The following is a 16,307-nucleotide window of genomic DNA, read 5'->3' on the forward strand; positions in this document are numbered from 1 at the left end:
TTCATCCCGGCTGCTCCCCCGTCTCTCTGGTCAATTGAATGAACACGTCTTCGAGCGATTTTTTGACCGGCGCCAGTTCCTCCAATCCCCAGCCGGAGGCGACGATCAGCTCGGCGAGTTGCTTGGCGGGATTGTGATCGACGCCGTGATGCACGTAGAGGCGATTGCCGGCCAAGGGCTCGATGGACAATACGCCGGGCAAGGCCGACAGCGCCTTCAGATCGGCCGGCATGCGGGTAATCACTTCCAGGGTGCAGCTATGCATTTGCCGCTGCAAACCGGCGATCGTTTCATGCAGGATCAGACGCCCCTGCTGAATGATCTGCACATGCGTGCAGGATTCCTCGACTTCGGTCAGGATATGGGTCGACAAGATGATGCCGTGTTCCCGGCCGAGCTCCCGGATCAACGCCCTGATTTCGCGGATTTGCAAGGGATCGAGACCGACCGTCGGCTCGTCGAGGATGATCACCTTCGGATTGTGCAGGATCGCCTGCGCGATGCCGGTGCGCTGTTGATAACCCTTCGAAAGATTGCCGATCAGGCGCTCCTGCATCTGATCCAGGCCGCAGCGCTCCCGGGCCCGTTTGACCGCGGCGGGAATGCTTTTTTTATCGACGCCGTGCAGTTCGGCGCAGTAAGTCAAAAACTCGTTGACCGTCAATTCCCGGTATAAAGGCGGGGTATCGGGCAGATAGCCCAGATGGCGCTTGGCTTCTTTCGGGCGGTCGAGCAGATCGACGCCGTTGATCCGGATTTGCCCGATGCTGGGGGCCAGGTTGCCGCACAGCATCTGCATCGTGGTGGTCTTGCCGGCGCCGTTCGGCCCGAGAAACCCGAGCACTTCGCCCTGCTTCAGCGTAAAACTGACATCATCGACCGCGCAGTGGCCGCCGTAATAACGGGACAGATGATCGGCTTCGACAAGAACGGTCATCGCGGCATCAAACCTGCTTCAGCAGGCTTTCCAGCTCTTTCTGCATTTTTTTGCGGTAGAAAATGAATTTCCAACGGGCGCCGCCGCATTGTTTCCACAGGATCGCCGAGCGGATGCCGGCCAGCAGCAGGGCCCTGATCTTGTTCACGGTGTCGGGCCTGGACAGATAGGCTTGCTCGCCGTTGACCATGATGCGGGGCTGCAAGGTGCTGACCGTGCTGTGATAGACCTCGCCGAGATTGGCCAGCACGTTTTCATGCAGCAAACCGAAATGCTCGCTTTGCGCCTGGGCCTTCTCGACGCCGACGCGGATCGACGCGAGCAAATTCTTGCGCGACGACAGTTGCCGTTCCAGAAACACCAGGGTTGCCGCATAGCGGGCCTGTTCCGGATTGTCGATCTTGTATCCGGTCATTTGCTTCTGCAATTCCTTGAGTCCGAGCTTCAATCCGTCCAGGCCGCCGTAAACATCCAGCACGCTGTCCGAATCGATTTTCAAGAGGCTGCCGATGCTGGCGGCCAGCGCCTCCTGATCACACGTTCCCCGTGTCGCCAGCTGCTGCACCAGCGCCGCCGCCTGCGCGACACCCGCCAGTGCGATCGTTTGGTTCGTTAGTGTTTTGAGTTCCATGATTTGCACAAAGGTGATTCACCAAGCCAAGTAAGTCGCGCCCACTCTTCCTTGTTTCATTTATATCATGATTGTCCGGTTTCAGTCGAGTATGATATAAAACCCGAATTTTGTGAACTAGGATAATTAACATGGCAGAATCAATTGAGTTGACGGTAACCGGAATGAAATGCGGCGGCTGCGAGTCGAATGTGAAAAACAAGCTCGGCGCGATCGACGGTGTGCTCTCGGTCACCGCCTCAAGCAAGGAAAAGAAAGTCGGCGTCGACTATGACGCGGCGAAGACCGATTTGGAAACGATCAAGGCGGCCATCGCAGAAGCCGGTTTTACGGTCGAATAACCCCTTTTGAACACCGGAGAGTAGCCATGAGCAAAGAAGAAAAGTCAGACGAACTGCGCTTGTCGATATTGGGCATGAGCTGCGCCGGTTGCGTCAGCGTGGTCGAAAGCGCGCTGACCGAAGTGCCCGGCGTGACCGAAGTCAGCGTCAATTTTGCGGATCATTCCGCGACCGTGACAGGACAGGTCGATCCCGAGCTGTTGATCAAGGCGGTCAAGGACGCCGGTTACGAAGCGGCCGTGATGGAAGGCTTCGAGGACCCTGCCGAGCAGGAACAACAGGAACTGGCGCGCTACCGGAGGCTGTTGAAAAAAGCCGCGGTGGCCGGCAGCTTCGGCGCGGTGCTGATGGGGCTCGAATATGCCGGCTGGCTGCCGGACATGGGCTCAGCGACCGGACGCTGGTTTTGGCCTGAAGTCGCGGTGCTGACCCTGGCGGTGCTGGTTTATTCCGGCGCGCATATTTATCAGGGCGCGCTGAAGGCCTTGCAGTCCGGACAGGCGAACATGGATACCCTGATCGCGGTCGGTACCGGCGCGGCCTGGATCTATTCCTGCATCGTGATCGAGTATTTCGGCAGCCTGCCCTCCTTGGCCAAGCATGCCTATTTCGAAGCCGCGGTCGTGATCCTGGCCTTCATCAACCTGGGCTCCGGCCTCGAAACGATGGCGCGCGGCAAGACCTCTTCCGCGATCCGCCAATTGATCGGCCTGCAGCCGCGCACGGCGCGGGTGGTACGGGACGGCGCCGAACTCGACGTGCCGATCGAGGAAGTCGGTCTCGGCGAGACGCTCAGGGTCCGTCCCGGCGAAAAGATCGCGGTCGACGGCGTCTTGATCGAAGGCCATTCGAACGTTGACGAATCGATGCTGACCGGCGAACCGATGCCGGTCGAAAAAACGGCCGGCTCCGAAGTCGCCGCCGGCACGATGAATCAAAGCGGCAGTTTCTTGTTCAAGGCGACCCGGATCGGCCGCGACACCGCGCTCGCGCAAATCATTCACAGCGTGCGCCAGGCGCAGAACAGCAAGCCGGAGATCGCGCGCCTGGCCGACAGGATTTCGGCGGTGTTCGTGCCGTCGGTGATTTCATTGGCTATCCTGACCTTTCTGCTTTGGTACGCTTTCGGTCCCGAGCCGTCGCTCGGCTACGCCTTCGTGACCTCGATGACCGTGCTGGTGATCGCCTGCCCTTGCGCCCTGGGACTTGCGACGCCGATCTCGGTGATGGTCGCGGTCGGCAAGGCCGCGCAAACCGGCATCCTGATCCGCAAGGGCGATGCCTTGCAATCGGCCGGCAAGCTGAGCTGTCTGATTCTGGACAAGACCGGTACGGTCACCCAGGGCAAACCGAAAGTCGTGTCGATCGAAGGCTTCGGCGATTTTTCCGAAACCGATGTGCTGCAACTTTCGGCCAGCCTCGAGGCCGGCTCCGAACATCCGTTGGCGGCGGCCGTCTTGGCGGCGGCCGAGGAAAAATCTATCCAGCCGCAAAAGACCACCCAATTTAAAGCGATCGCGGGCCACGGCGTCGAAGCCACGCTTGACGGCCGCCGCATCGTGTTCGGCAACCGGGCGTTGATCGAGCAAGAACAGATCGACATCGCGCACCATACCGGCCAACTCGAAAAACTGTGCGCGGAAGGGCAAACCCCGATGCTGCTCGCGGTGGATCAAAAACTCGCCGGCATCATTTCGGTCGCCGATCCGATCAAGGCCGATTCGGCGGCTGCGGTGCAAAGGCTGCGCGAACTCGGTATCCGGGTGCTGATGGTGACCGGCGACAATCCGATCACCGCCCAGGCGATCGCGCAACAGGCCGGCATTACCGAAGTCAGGGCGCAAGTGCTGCCGCAGGATAAGGCGGCCGTGGTCAAGGAATTGCAAGCGCAGGGCGAGACGGTCGGCATGGTCGGCGACGGTATCAACGATGCGCCGGCGCTCGCGCAGGCCGACGTCGGCATCGCGATCGGCACCGGCACCGATGTCGCGATCGAAAGCGCGGACGTGGTGATCCTGCAAGGCTCGTTGTTGAAAGTGCCGGAAGTGATTCGGCTGTCGCAGCTGACCGTCAAAAACATCAAGCAGAATCTGTTCGGCGCATTTTTCTACAACACGATCAGCATTCCGGTCGCGGCCGGTCTTCTGTACCCATTCGCCGGCATTCTGCTGAACCCGATGATCGCGGGCGCAGCGATGGCGATGTCGTCGCTGACCGTGGTCAGCAATGCGAACCGCCTGCGTTGGCAGAAACTGTGAGCCACCCGCTCCCATCCGGTAAACGGAACGATGCGGCTAGAACAGAGACGCCCCCAAGGGCGCCGGCTAACCATCAAAGCATCAGTCATTGATCCTGCAGAGAAGGTCTAAGTTGCGGCATTCGGATCGAGGCAAAGCGGCGCTTATTGCCTGGGCAATCGTCTGTTATTGCCTAAGCTTGTGCCCGCTCGCCGCCGGCGCGGCGGTCATCATCGTGAATGAATCGGTGCCCGCCGAACGCTATTCGCGGGCCGACACGCGTGCAATTTTTGCAATGCGCCAGAGACTATGGCCTAATGGCGAGCAAATCAAGGTGTTTACACTCGCCGACGACCACCCGATCCATAAGGACTTTGTCAAAAATAATCTGCGCATGTTTCCGCATCAATTCAGGCGCGTCTGGGACCGGATGACCTACACCGGCACCGGCGTCGCCCCGATTCAGCTCGATTCCGAACAAGAGATGATCGAAAAGATCATGAATACGCCGAATGCGATTGGCTATGTCGATAAATTACCGCGCCATGCGAAAATCCGTCTGTTCGGCTATCACTAACGGGCTCTTGCTGTCAGCCCTTGCGAGCCTGCCGCGCGCTGGGGTGGCCGGTTATTTGCCTGATGCAATGCAGGTGCATGGCTTTCTCGCGCAAAGCCTGTTCCACACCTCGGACAACAATCTGTTCGGTCAAAGCGATGACGGCGTCAGCCTCGGCATTACCGAAGTCGGCCTGAATACCGCCTACCAGGCCTCTGAGCGGCTGAACTTTGCGATTCAGGGACTGTACCGGCGTGCCGGCGACCTCGACCGCGGCAGCTTCAGGGTCGACTATGGGCTAGCCGATCTGACGCTTTGGGAGCATGAGGCGGGCCGTATCGGCCTTCGCGGCGGACGCGTCAAAATTCCGCTGGGCTTGTATAACGAAACCCGCGATGTCGCGTTTACGCATCCGACCATCCTGCTGCCGCAAGGCATGTATTTCGAACGTTCGCGCGCGCTGCTGACATCCGGCGACGGTGGTTCTTTCTACGCGGAACAACATACCGATTACGGCGATTTTATCTTTAAGTTCAATTATGTCGTGCCATTGGGCGATAATGAAGAAATCCGCTCGATTCTGCTCGGACCTAATGCGATGGGCAAATTTTCGGCCAGACCGACCGTCGTGACCCAGCTGAGTTATGAACTGAACGACGGTGAATATATTTTCGCGGTCAGTTACGCGGACCTGGCACTCGACTATCATCCGGAAGTAGGCGATAGATTCGGCGCCGGCACGTCGTACGTACGGCCGCTGATGTTTTCCGCACAATACAACGGCGAAAAACTGACGCTGACCGCGGAATACAACTACCGCCACAATGTGGCCTCCGGCTATGGCGGACCCGACCGGCGCTTTGCGACCGAAAGCTGGTATCTCGAAGGCAGTTACCGATTTTTGCCGAAATGGCAATTTACCTTGCGCTACGATATGGTCGACGGCAACACCGACAACCGCCGCGGCGCCGGGCTGGAACGGATCGGCCTGCCCCCGCATGCCGCCTATGCCCAGGACTGGACGGCGGGACTGCGCTGGGACATCAACGACAGCTGGATGCTGCGCGGCGAATACCACCGCGTGCACGGCACGCTTTGGCTGCCGCAGGCGGATAATCCGGATCGTATGAAAACTACGCAGGATTGGGATATATACGGATTGCAACTCTCTTTTCGTTTTTAACCGACCATGTCGAACGCGCCCTTTTTTGTCAGTCTACGCTGGAAACTTTCTCTGCTGTTCGGCGGCGTGTTTCTGCTGATGCACAGCCTATTCTCCTATTTCGCCTATCAGCATGCGACCGAAGATTTCGAAGCCAAACTCCGCAACGAACACACCAGCCATATCGACATGGCGAGAGCCCTGACCGAAGATTCGTTTCTAATGCTCGAGCAACTTGCGGAAATGCTGCCTCTGGTAGGAGAGCCGCCTCCCCTCGACAAAAACCGCCCCCCTGTCTCGTTGACGACACTCGATGAAAAGTGGTCACAATGGCAACTGAGCTGGGGCATCGAGAATATCGTTTTGTTTGATGCCAGCGCCGCCAAGGTCAAGTCCTGGGGAAGCTCAACGCTTCCCGACCCTGCATCCGCCAGCAAGGCATTAAGTTCCGAAATGCCGGAGCACCGTATCGTTTGTCCGGACACTTGCTTTCAGCAAGTCGTCGTGCCGGTCATCGGCAAAACCCAATCTGTCGGCGCCTACGGCGTCACCCGTTCGTTTGCCGACATCATGATCAAATACCGTGGGGCGACCGGTTCCGACATCGGCATTCTATTCCCGGATGACGCGTTGCGAGACGCACCGGGCCATCCCTGGCCCTATCGACTAGCGGGACTAACGTTACTCGATAACAACAAAAAGCTGTACGCGCATATCGCCCAGCATGTTTCTCTAACCCAGTTACTCAAACACAATCAAACGATCTATCTGCAAGGGGCCACCTTTGAAGTCGGTCTCGCGCCTGTCCGGGACAATACCAAACACACACCGTTGTTTTTGTTTATCGAGGACATCAGCCACCTTGACAAGCGCCTGCACGAGGATATCCAAAAAATCTGGTTATACGGCGTGATCAGCCTGCTGGGTTCTCTACTGCTGCTGCCGGTTCTGCTGCATTACACCCTGTCGCGCGTGTCCGTGCTTTCCAAAGCGCTGCCGCTGCTGGCCGGACATCAGTATCAACAGTTCCGCGAACGCATCGCCGGCAAAAACTCAACGACGTCCGATTTCGACGAACTGGACCAATTGCATCAAACCGCGCTGACCCTGGCCCGGCACCTGGAAGCGCTGGAACAGGAAGTGCGGATCAATACCTTGAAATTGATCGAAAAAAGCCGGGAACTGGCGACCGAGCGCGATTTCGTCCGGCAATTGATCGATACCGCGCCGATCATCATCCTGACGCAAAAATTGAACGGCATCATCCTGACGATCAATCAGACGGGGACGCAGGAACTGGGCCGGGAAGAACGCTCGCTCAAGGGTAAAATCTTCGATCTCTTGATTCCGGAATCCGAATGGTCGCATCATAAAAAGCTCAGCCAGCTCAGAGCGGGAGAAATCACCGGCCAATTGCAGATCGAGGGGCAACTGATTTCAGAAACCGGCAAAACCCACAGCATTTCCTGGCTGCATACGCTGTTCAATCCGTCAAATAACCCGGATGAAGCGGTGATCCTGACCATCGGCGTCGATAACAGCGAACGCACGCTGTATGAGCAGAAAATTCTGACCATGTCGATCAATGACCCGGTCACCGGCCTCCCCGGCCATCAGCAATTCCGCGACGAACTGGCTGTCGCGCTGGCCTCGGCCCGGCGCTACGATCATCAGCTCGCGGTGTTCCTGTTTGACGTGGATCACTATCAGGAAATCATGGACACCCACGGCCAGCGGGCCGGCGAAATGGTGCTGGCCTGGGTCGCCCGCCGGCTGAAAGACGATTTGCGCGCTGACGATAGGCTCAGCCGCATCCACGACAACATCTTCGCGCTGCTGGTTTCCCATGTCAAAACCGATAATCTTGCCGATATTGCGCTTAAGCTCGATCGAACTGTCAAGGCATCGCCCTTCCATTATGCCGGAGCGAGCTATCCGCTCGCCGCGCATATCGGCATCTCGGTGTATCCCGAGCATGGACTGACGCCGAACGACCTGTACGCGAATGCGGATGCGGCGCGGCTACAGGCCAAGCTCGCAGGCCCCGGCAGTTTTCATTGCTGCCAACTGAGCACGGAGGGCCGGCTCAAGATCAAGCGCATGCTGAGCTCTAGGCAACGGCTCGAACAGGCAATCGCTCAGGATCAATTCGTGCTGCAATATCAGCCGGTGCGGCACGGCAAATCGGCCGAACTGCATCACCACGAATGCCTGTTGCGCCTGCCGCAAGACGACGGCCCCTTGCTGCTGCCGGAGACTTTCCTCCAGCATGCCGAAGAACTCGGGCTGGCCGGAAAGATTGACCGCATCGCCCTCAAAAAAGCGCTGCTGACCCTGCGCGATGCCGAACGGCAGGACAAAGATTGCCGTTTGTCGCTAAACCTTAGCGGCAAGATTTTACAAGACGCCGGTTTTTACGATGATGCGACCTATTTGTTCGACCTCTACGGCATCAGCCCCGCCAAAATCATTTTCGAGATTCCCGAAGCCGCCACCGAAGCGCATTATGCGCAGGCGGAAGTATTGATCGAGCAATTCAAGACACTGGGCTGCGGCGTCGCCCTGGATAATTTCGGCGTCAGCTTTTCGTCCTTTTACTACCTGAAGCATCTGCCGATCGATTACGTAAAGATCGGCGGCGCGCTGATCCGGCAAATCGATCAAAACCAGGACGATCTGATGTTTGTGAAAGCCTTGGCCGGCGTCGCCCACACCTTCGGCAAACTCACGGTAGCGAAATGCGTCGAAAATGACGGCGTGCTGAAAACGCTCAAAGCGCTGAACATCGATCTGGTTCAAGGCGACCTGATCGGCAAGCCCGAATCCCGAATCTAATCAGCTCACGTTCAATGTCCACGAAAGACACGAAAGGCACGAAAACGGGATTTGTTAATGTAATTTTTCGTGTCTTTCGTGCTTTTCGTGGACAATAGCTATTCCTCGACCGCAAAATCGACGATCGCTTTCAGTTTTTCGTTCATCGTCCCGAAAAATCGGTTCAATTCGGGATTGTCCGAATCGGTCGGCAACAAATGGGTTCTGACGATCGTCTTGCCGTTACGCTGATGCATCACCACGTTGCACGGCATATATTTGATCGCTTCCGGCGCGATCAACAGCATCGTCCGGGCATGGGTCAGATTGCAGAACTGGATCGTGTCGAAATCCGGAAAATCTTTGTCGCCGCGCTCGCGGATCACTTTACCGACACGGCTGTGTGCTGTTATCCTGAAATTGTTTTCCGCGATCGCACTTTTCAGCTCGTCGAGCACCTCCTCATAAGGCTTCCGGGTTTCGACCTGATAATAGAGCACGTACTCGCCGGGCGGTCTGTCGGAACCTCCGACAAGTGCGCAGCTGGCAAGACAGAAAAGGCCGATTAAAACCGCGAGACGTCGAAACATAGCTCAAACGAGAGAGAAGAACCGATAAAGCTTAACACTATGAAAGCTCAAACAACAGTGGCCGGCGTAATCCTGGCCGGCGGTCTGGCGCGGCGGATGAACCACCAGGACAAAGGCCTGATTCTGTACCACGGCCGCCCGTTGGTCTGTTATGCGATCGACGCGCTGGCCGGCGCGGTGCCCGAAATCATCATCAACGCGAACCGCAATCTCGAACGCTACCGCGAGTTCGGCCCGCCGGTCGTGCCGGATCAAAGCGCCAGCTTCGACGGCCCCTTGGCCGGCATCCTGACCGCGATGCGGCATACCGAGGCCGAAGTCTTGGTCGTGTTGCCCTGCGACTCGCCCTTGATCCAACCCGAGCATGTGCAGAAACTGCTCGCGGCGCGCGCCGAATGCGATGCGGATATCGCCGTAGCGCACGACGGCGAGCGTCTGCACCCGGTTTGCCTCGCACTGAAGACCCGTTTAAAAGACAGCCTGCAAGCCTATCTGGCCGGCGGCGAACGCCGGATCGACCGCTGGCTCGAACAACATCGACTCGTGCAGGCCGATTTCAGCGCGACGCCGAACATCTTCATCAACCTGAATACGATGACCGAACTGACCGCCCTCGAGGAGCAAAGTGAACGCTAAAGCCGCGCCGCCCAACATGACCCCACTCGCAAACCCAGGCATCAGCCGGCGCCTCGCCGCGGTGCAGGCGCCGATCATACCGGTCGTCGGCGCCTGGACCCGCAATAACCCCGGCACGCTCTCGCTCGGCCAAGGCATGGTGGCCTATCCGCCGCCCGCCTCCGCCCTGGCCGCAATCCGCGATTTCGGCCAGCAAACGGAGCAGCACCTTTATGGCTCGGCCTTCGGCCATCCCGCACTGTTGGCATTGATACGGGAAAAACTGCGCCATGAAAACCGCATCGATACGGCCGCCGGCGTCGATGTGATGGTTACCGCCGGCTCGAACATGGCGTTTTTGAATGCCCTGCTCGCGATCGCCGATCCCGGCGACGAGATCATCCTGCCGTTGCCCTATTATTTCAACCAGGAAATGGCGGTCCGCATGCTGGGCTGCACGCCGGTCGGCGTACCGACCGACAGCGCCTATCAACTGGATCTTTCCCGCCTGCGCGCCGCGATCAGCGCAAAGACCCGCGCGATCGTGACCATTTCGCCGAATAACCCGAGCGGCGCGGTCTACCCCGAAGCCGCGCTGCGCGCGGTCAACGCGCTCTGCCGCGACTTCGGCCTGTACCATATCAGCGACGAGGCCTACGAATATTTCACCTACGGCGAAGCCCGGCATTTCTCGCCCGGCTCGATTCCTGGCGCGGAACGGCACACCCTTTCGCTCTATTCGCTGTCGAAAGCCTACGGCTTTGCCAGCTGGCGCATCGGCTACATGGTCTACCCGGAGACGCTGACGCCCACGCTGCTGAAAGTCCAGGACACCAACCTGATCTGCCCGCCGCTGATCAGCCAGATTGCCGCCGCCGGCGCCCTAGAAATCGGCGCCGAATATTGCAAACTCCAGTTGCCGGAACTGGCAAAAAAACGCGCGCAGGTGATCAGCCGATTGCAGGCGCTAAAGGGTCTCTGCGAAATTCCGGAACCTGAAGGCGCTTTCTACCTGCTGCTAAAAATCCACACCGGTAAAAACGACCTGGAACTGGCCAAAATATTGATCGACGATTTCAAAGTCGCCGCGATTCCGGGCAGCGCCTTTGGATTGACCGACGGCTGTTATTTACGCATCTCGTATGGCATGCTCGATCAAGCGCAACTCGATGCCGCCCTGGAACGACTGGTGAACGGGATCGTCCGATTCGCCGGCTAAATTCAAAACTACCCTCGGAAAAGCGGGCTTTCAATGATTCGTCCGCTTTCCAGTCCTCAACCCTAAAACGCCTGCCTGATCCCGGGGGTTTCGAGCCCCGCCCTGACCTTCAGATACTATTTGCCATTTTTATCATAAAGATGTTCGTAAAGTACGCATCATCAATATGAATTGAGCAAAAAACATACAATCAATGTCATATTTATGTTTTTTTTACAATGCCAATGTCTTATGTTAAGCTGGAAAGCTACCATTGGACGAGCATTGCGGAGGACCGCCATGCAGCGGTCCAACCCTTTAGCGAGAGAGAGAAACATGAGAGAATCCGGCGCTATCGACACTATAGTGCAAGACATCATTGCCAGTCTGAAAGACCTGCCCGGCGCGCTGTTGCCGATCCTGCACGGGATCCAGGACAAGCTCGGCTACATTCCGGCCGAAACCGTTCCCGCCATCGCCAAGGCGCTGAATCTTTCCCGCGCCGAAGTGCACGGCGTGATCAGTTTTTACCATTATTTTCGCGAAACGCCGCCCGGCAAGACCACGGTGCATCTCTGTCGTGCCGAATCGTGTCAGGCGAAGGGCGCTAAAGCCCTGGAAGCGCATGTCAAAAACAAGCTGGGCATCGACTATCACGAAACGACCGCAGACGGCGCTTTTTCTCTCGAACCGGTTTATTGCCTCGGCTTGTGCTCCGTATCGCCGTCGATGCAGATCGGCGAAGAACTTTACGGCCACTCCAGCGCCGAATTATTCGACAGCATCATCAATGCAGAGGAGGCTTCGGCATGACCCATACCGTTTATATTCCGGGCGATGCGGCCGCCGTGGCATTGGGCGCCGATCGCGTCGCGGCCGCCGTCAAGCAGGAAGCCGAAAAACGCGGCATAAAAATCAAATTGGTCCGCAACGGTTCGCGCGGCTTGCACTGGTTGGAGCCCCTGCTCGAAGTCGGGACGCCGAACGGCCGCATCGCTTACGGCCCCGTTCAGGTCAAGGACGTTGCCAGCCTGTTCGACGCGAATTTTGTGACCGGCGGCAAGCATGCCTTGTCGTTGGGCCTGATCGAAGAACTGCCCTATCTGAAGAAACAGCAGCGCCTGACCTTTCAGCGCATCGGCATCACCGATCCTGTCAGCCTCGACGATTACATCGCCCACGACGGCTATCGCGGCCTGAAAAATGCGTTGGGGATGACCGGCGCAGACATCGTCAAGCACGTCACCGACTCGGGCCTCAGAGGCCGCGGCGGCGCGGCGTTCCCGACCGGCATCAAATGGAATACGGTGCTGAACACGCCGTCGGAGCAAAAATATATCATCTGCAACGCCGACGAAGGCGACTCCGGCACCTTCTCCGACCGGATGGTGATGGAAGGCGATCCGTTCGTGCTGATCGAAGGCATGACGATTGCCGGCATCGCGGTCGGCGCGACGCAAGGTTACATCTATCTGCGCGTCGAATATCCGCACGCGCATAAGGCGCTGAATGCGGCGCTCCAAAAGGCTTACGCGGCAGGTTACCTCGGCGGCAACATTCTCGGCAGCGGCAAGAAATTCGATCTGGAAGTCCGCCTCGGCGCCGGTGCCTATATCTGCGGCGAGGAAACGTCCTTGATGGAAAGCCTCGAAGGCAAACGCGGCTTGGTCCGCTTCAAGCCGCCGCTGCCCGCGATCAGCGGCCTATTCGGCAAGCCGACGATCGTGAACAACGTGATCTCGCTCGCTTCGGTGCCGATCATCCTGGACAAGGGCGGCGAATTCTACCGCGATTACGGCATGGGCCGTTCGCGCGGTACGCTGCCCTTGCAACTGGCCGGCAACATCAAATATCCGGGCCTGGTCGAAATTGCGTTCGGCATGACACTGCGCGAATTGCTCTACGACTACGGCGGCGGTTCGGCGAGCGGCCGGCCGATCAAGGCGGTGCAGGTCGGCGGCCCCTTGGGCGCTTACATGCCCGAATCGCAGTTCGATACCCCGCTCGATTACGAAGCCTTCGCGGCGATCTGGGCCGTGCTCGGCCACGGCGGCGTGGTCGCGTTCGACGACACGGTCGATATGGCCGACATGGCGCGCTACAGCATGGAGTTCTGCAAGATCGAATCCTGCGGCAAATGTACGCCATGCCGTATCGGTTCGACCCGCGGCGTCGAAGTGATCACCGACATCATCGAAGGGCGCGATCTCGCGAAAAACGTGCCGCTGCTGCGCGATCTTTGCAATACGCTGCTGAACGGCTCCCTGTGCGCTTTGGGCGGCATGACGCCCTATCCGGTACTCAGCGCACTGAACCATTTCCCGGAAGATTTCGGCATCGCCGGCCAAGCCGACGCGGCCTGAACCAGATCAAGAGGTATTCGTTATGTCGCTCGATAAAGAAAAAGATTTTGGCACCCCCGCCAGACCATCCGAACAACTCGTCAATCTGGAAATTGACGGCTTTCAGGTAACCGCGCCGGCCGGGACTTCGGTATTGCGCGCGGCGGCCAGCATCGGCATCGATATTCCGAAGCTGTGCGCGACCGACAGCCTCGAACCGTTCGGTTCGTGCCGCTTGTGCGTGGTCGAAATCAAGGGCGCGCGCGGCATGCCGGCATCCTGCACCACGCCGGTCGGCGAAGGCATGGTGGTCACGACCCAGAATAAAAAACTGGCCGACGTGCGCCGCGGCGTGATGGAATTGTATATCTCGGACCACCCTCTCGACTGCTTGACCTGCGCCGCCAACGGCGACTGCGAACTGCAAGACATGGCCGGCGCAGTGGGCCTGCGCGAAGTGCGCTACAATCCGCTCGGCGAAAACCACCTGAATTCGGTCAAGGACCAAAGCAACCCTTATTTCACTTTCGATCCGAGCAAATGCATCGTCTGCTCGCGCTGCGTGCGCGCCTGTGAAGAAACGCAAGGCACGTTCGCGTTGACGATCGACGGCCGCGGCTTCGACTCGAAAGTCTCGCCGAGCCAGAACCAGGCGTTCATGGATTCCGAATGCGTGTCCTGCGGCGCCTGCGTCCAGGCCTGCCCTACCGCGACGCTAATCGAAAAATCGGTGATCGAGCAAGGTACACCCGAGCATGCGATCGTGACGACCTGCGCCTACTGCGGCGTCGGCTGTTCGTTCCGCGCCGAGATGAAGGGCGACCAGGTCATCCGGATGGTGCCGCACAAGGACGGCAAGGCCAACCACGGTCATTCCTGCGTGAAAGGCCGGTTCGCGTTCGGTTATGCGACGCACAAGGACCGCATCACCCAACCGATGATCCGCAAGAGCATCAAGGACCACTGGCAGGAAGTCAGCTGGGAGGAAGCGATCAATTATGCGGCCTCCGAACTGAAACGGATTCAGGCCAAATACGGCCGCGACTCGATCGGCGGCATCACCTCGTCGCGCTGCACGAACGAAGAAACCTATCTGGTGCAGAAACTGATCCGCGCCGGCTTCGGCAACAATAACGTCGACACCTGCGCGCGCGTCTGCCACTCGCCGACCGGCTACGGCCTCAAACAAACCTTCGGCGAATCGTCCGGCACCCAGAATTTCGACTCGGTCATGAAGGCCGACGTGATCATGGTGATCGGCGCTAACCCGACCGACGGCCATCCGGTCTTCGGCTCGCAGATGAAAAAACGCCTGCGCCAAGGCGCCAAGCTGATCGTAGTCGATCCGCGCGAGATCGATCTGGTCAAATCGCCGCATGTGAAGGCTTCGCACCATTTGAAATTGCGTCCCGGCACCAACGTCGCGCTGATCAATGCGCTCGCGCATGTCATAGTCACCGAGGGCTTCATCGACGAAGCGTTTGTCGACGGCCGCTGCGATCTCGAATCGTTCAACAAATGGCGCCGCTTCATTTCCGACGAACGCCATGCGCCGGAAGCGGTCGAGGCGGTGACCGGCGTTCCGGCCGGCGAAATCCGCGCCGCGGCTCGCCTTTATGCGAGCGCCGGCAATGGCGCGATCTATTACGGCCTCGGCGTCACCGAACACAGCCAGGGTTCGACCACGGTCATCGGCATCGCGAACCTCGCGATGGCGACAGGCAATCTGGGCCGCGAAGGCGTCGGCGTGAACCCATTGCGCGGCCAGAACAACGTGCAAGGTTCCTGCGACATGGGCTCGTTCCCGCATGAATTCCCCGGCTACCGCCATGTGTCGGACGATGCGACCCGCCATCTGTTCGAACAGAACTGGGGCGTCACACTGCAAGGCGAACCCGGTCTGCGCATTCCGAACATGTTCGATGCGGCGTCCGACGGCAGCTTCATGGGCTTGTATGTCGAAGGCGAAGACATTGCGCAATCCGATCCGGACATCCAGCATGTCCATCACGCCTTGCGTTCGATGGAATGCGTGATCGTGCAGGATTTGTTCCTGAACGAAACCGCGAAATTCGCGCACGTGTTCCTGCCCGGCTCGTCTTTCCTCGAAAAAAGCGGCACCTTCACGAATGCCGAACGCCGGATTTCACCGGTGCGCAAGGTAATGGCGCCACTCGGCGGCTACGAAGACTGGGAAGTCACCCAGATGCTGTCCAATGCGATCGGCTATCCGATGAATTACAGCCATCCTTCCGAGATCATGGACGAAATCGCAAGACTGACCCCGACCTTTGCCGGCGTCAGCTATGAAAAGATCGATCGTCTCGGCAGCATCCAGTGGCCATGCAACACAGAGGCACCGGAAGGCACGCCGACGATGCACGAACAGCACTTCATGCGCGACAACGGCAAGGGCCTGTTCATGCTGACCGAATATGTCGCGACGCACGAACGCACGACCCGGATGTTCCCGCTGATTCTGACCACCGGCCGAATTTTGTCGCAATACAATGTCGGCGCGCAAACCCGCCGTACCGACAACGTCGCCTGGCATGCCGAAGACCGGCTCGAAATCCATCCGCATGATGCCGAAGACAGAGGCCTCAAGAATGGCGACTGGGTCGGCATCAAGAGCCGCGCCGGCGAGACCGTGCTGCGGGCGTTGATCACCGACCGGGTGCAACCGGGCGTCGTTTACACGACCTTCCACTTCCCGGAATCCGGCGCCAACGTGATCACGACCGACAATTCGGACTGGGCGACCAACTGCCCGGAATACAAGGTCACCGCGGTGCAGGTCGCCAAAGTCAGCCACACCTCGGAATGGCAGCAAAACTATCAGGCATTTTCCGAAGAACAACTGGAATTCCTCGCCAAGGAATAA

Annotated in this window: 13 protein-coding genes; 10 read left to right on the plus strand and 3 right to left on the minus strand. The window is 58.6% G+C overall.

Annotated features, from left to right (window positions below):
* Window position 1: 1 nt before the first annotated feature.
* Together METLA_RS0107415 and hflD are read right to left on the minus strand one after the other, a co-directional pair.
* The gene (locus tag METLA_RS0107415; protein WP_024297937.1) at window positions 2–937 is read right to left on the minus strand and encodes an ABC transporter ATP-binding protein; all 936 of its coding nucleotides are present in this window, start codon (window positions 935–937) and stop codon (window positions 2–4) included.
* Window positions 938–944: 7 nt separating this feature from the next.
* Complete coding sequence (gene hflD / locus METLA_RS0107420; RefSeq protein WP_024297938.1) at window positions 945–1,568, minus strand: high frequency lysogenization protein HflD; 624 nt, start codon at window positions 1,566–1,568, stop codon at window positions 945–947.
* 131 nt (window positions 1,569–1,699) lie between these two features.
* Between hflD and METLA_RS0107425 the strand changes: the two genes are divergently transcribed.
* From METLA_RS0107425 to METLA_RS0107445, 5 genes are all read left to right on the plus strand, one after another.
* Window positions 1,700–1,909: a heavy-metal-associated domain-containing protein gene (locus METLA_RS0107425; protein WP_024297939.1), complete on the plus strand. Its 210-nt coding sequence runs from the start codon at window positions 1,700–1,702 to the stop codon at window positions 1,907–1,909.
* A 26-nt stretch (window positions 1,910–1,935) separates the two neighbouring features.
* On the plus strand, window positions 1,936–4,167 hold the full coding sequence (locus METLA_RS0107430) for a heavy metal translocating P-type ATPase (RefSeq protein WP_024297940.1): 2,232 nt from the start codon (window positions 1,936–1,938) through the stop codon (window positions 4,165–4,167).
* Window positions 4,168–4,279: 112 nt separating this feature from the next.
* A complete protein-coding gene (locus METLA_RS0107435; RefSeq protein ID WP_024297941.1) occupies window positions 4,280–4,723 on the plus strand; it encodes a type 2 periplasmic-binding domain-containing protein in 444 nt (147 codons plus the stop codon).
* A complete protein-coding gene (locus METLA_RS0107440) occupies window positions 4,692–5,885 on the plus strand; it encodes a TonB-dependent receptor (protein ID WP_024297942.1) in 1,194 nt (397 codons plus the stop codon). Before METLA_RS0107435 ends, METLA_RS0107440 begins: the two co-directional genes overlap by 32 nt.
* Before the next feature lie 6 nt (window positions 5,886–5,891).
* The gene (locus METLA_RS0107445; RefSeq protein WP_024297943.1) at window positions 5,892–8,699 is read left to right on the plus strand and encodes a bifunctional diguanylate cyclase/phosphodiesterase; all 2,808 of its coding nucleotides are present in this window, start codon (window positions 5,892–5,894) and stop codon (window positions 8,697–8,699) included.
* 98 nt (window positions 8,700–8,797) lie between these two features.
* On the opposite strand, the gene METLA_RS0107450 is transcribed toward METLA_RS0107445, so the two are convergent.
* The gene (locus tag METLA_RS0107450) at window positions 8,798–9,178 is read right to left on the minus strand and encodes a DUF302 domain-containing protein (RefSeq protein WP_245598756.1); all 381 of its coding nucleotides are present in this window, start codon (window positions 9,176–9,178) and stop codon (window positions 8,798–8,800) included.
* Between the two features lie 129 nt (window positions 9,179–9,307).
* On the opposite strand from METLA_RS0107450, the gene mobA reads away from it, so the two are divergent.
* The 5 genes from mobA to fdhF all read left to right on the plus strand — a co-directional run bounded on the left by mobA (window position 9,308) and on the right by fdhF (window position 16,307).
* Window positions 9,308–9,904, plus strand: coding sequence for a molybdenum cofactor guanylyltransferase MobA (mobA, locus tag METLA_RS0107455; protein ID WP_024297945.1), 597 nt, complete (start codon window positions 9,308–9,310; stop codon window positions 9,902–9,904).
* Window positions 9,894–11,102, plus strand: a complete 1,209-nt coding sequence (locus METLA_RS0107460; RefSeq protein WP_245598757.1) for a pyridoxal phosphate-dependent aminotransferase — start codon at window positions 9,894–9,896, stop codon at window positions 11,100–11,102. Before mobA ends, METLA_RS0107460 begins: the two co-directional genes overlap by 11 nt.
* Window positions 11,103–11,417: 315 nt before the next feature.
* Window positions 11,418–11,894 (plus strand): formate dehydrogenase subunit gamma, encoded by a 477-nt coding sequence (locus METLA_RS0107465; RefSeq protein WP_024297947.1) that lies wholly within the window; start codon window positions 11,418–11,420, stop codon window positions 11,892–11,894.
* Window positions 11,891–13,444 (plus strand): formate dehydrogenase beta subunit, encoded by a 1,554-nt coding sequence (locus METLA_RS0107470; RefSeq protein ID WP_024297948.1) that lies wholly within the window; start codon window positions 11,891–11,893, stop codon window positions 13,442–13,444. Before METLA_RS0107465 ends, METLA_RS0107470 begins: the two co-directional genes overlap by 4 nt.
* 22 nt (window positions 13,445–13,466) lie before the next feature.
* Entirely contained in the window at window positions 13,467–16,307 is a 2,841-nt protein-coding gene (fdhF, locus tag METLA_RS0107475; protein ID WP_024297949.1) for a formate dehydrogenase subunit alpha, read from the plus strand.

Source organism: Methylomicrobium lacus LW14 (assembly GCF_000527095.1).
Taxonomy (GTDB): Bacteria; Pseudomonadota; Gammaproteobacteria; order Methylococcales; family Methylomonadaceae; genus Methylomicrobium; species Methylomicrobium lacus.

Coding starts and splice junctions, on each gene's coding strand:
- METLA_RS0107440 (WP_024297942.1), top strand. CDS start 4,692: ATGCGAAAATCCGTCTGTTCGGCTATCACTAACGGGCTCTTGCTGTCA.
- METLA_RS0107470 (WP_024297948.1), top strand. CDS start 11,891: ATGACCCATACCGTTTATATTCCGGGCGATGCGGCCGCCGTGGCATTG.
- METLA_RS0107415 (WP_024297937.1), bottom strand. CDS start 937: ATGACCGTTCTTGTCGAAGCCGATCATCTGTCCCGTTATTACGGCGGC.
- METLA_RS0107425 (WP_024297939.1), top strand. CDS start 1,700: ATGGCAGAATCAATTGAGTTGACGGTAACCGGAATGAAATGCGGCGGC.
- mobA (WP_024297945.1), top strand. CDS start 9,308: ATGAAAGCTCAAACAACAGTGGCCGGCGTAATCCTGGCCGGCGGTCTG.
- fdhF (WP_024297949.1), top strand. CDS start 13,467: ATGTCGCTCGATAAAGAAAAAGATTTTGGCACCCCCGCCAGACCATCC.
- METLA_RS0107465 (WP_024297947.1), top strand. CDS start 11,418: ATGAGAGAATCCGGCGCTATCGACACTATAGTGCAAGACATCATTGCC.
- METLA_RS0107430 (WP_024297940.1), top strand. CDS start 1,936: ATGAGCAAAGAAGAAAAGTCAGACGAACTGCGCTTGTCGATATTGGGC.
- hflD (WP_024297938.1), bottom strand. CDS start 1,568: ATGGAACTCAAAACACTAACGAACCAAACGATCGCACTGGCGGGTGTC.
- METLA_RS0107445 (WP_024297943.1), top strand. CDS start 5,892: ATGTCGAACGCGCCCTTTTTTGTCAGTCTACGCTGGAAACTTTCTCTG.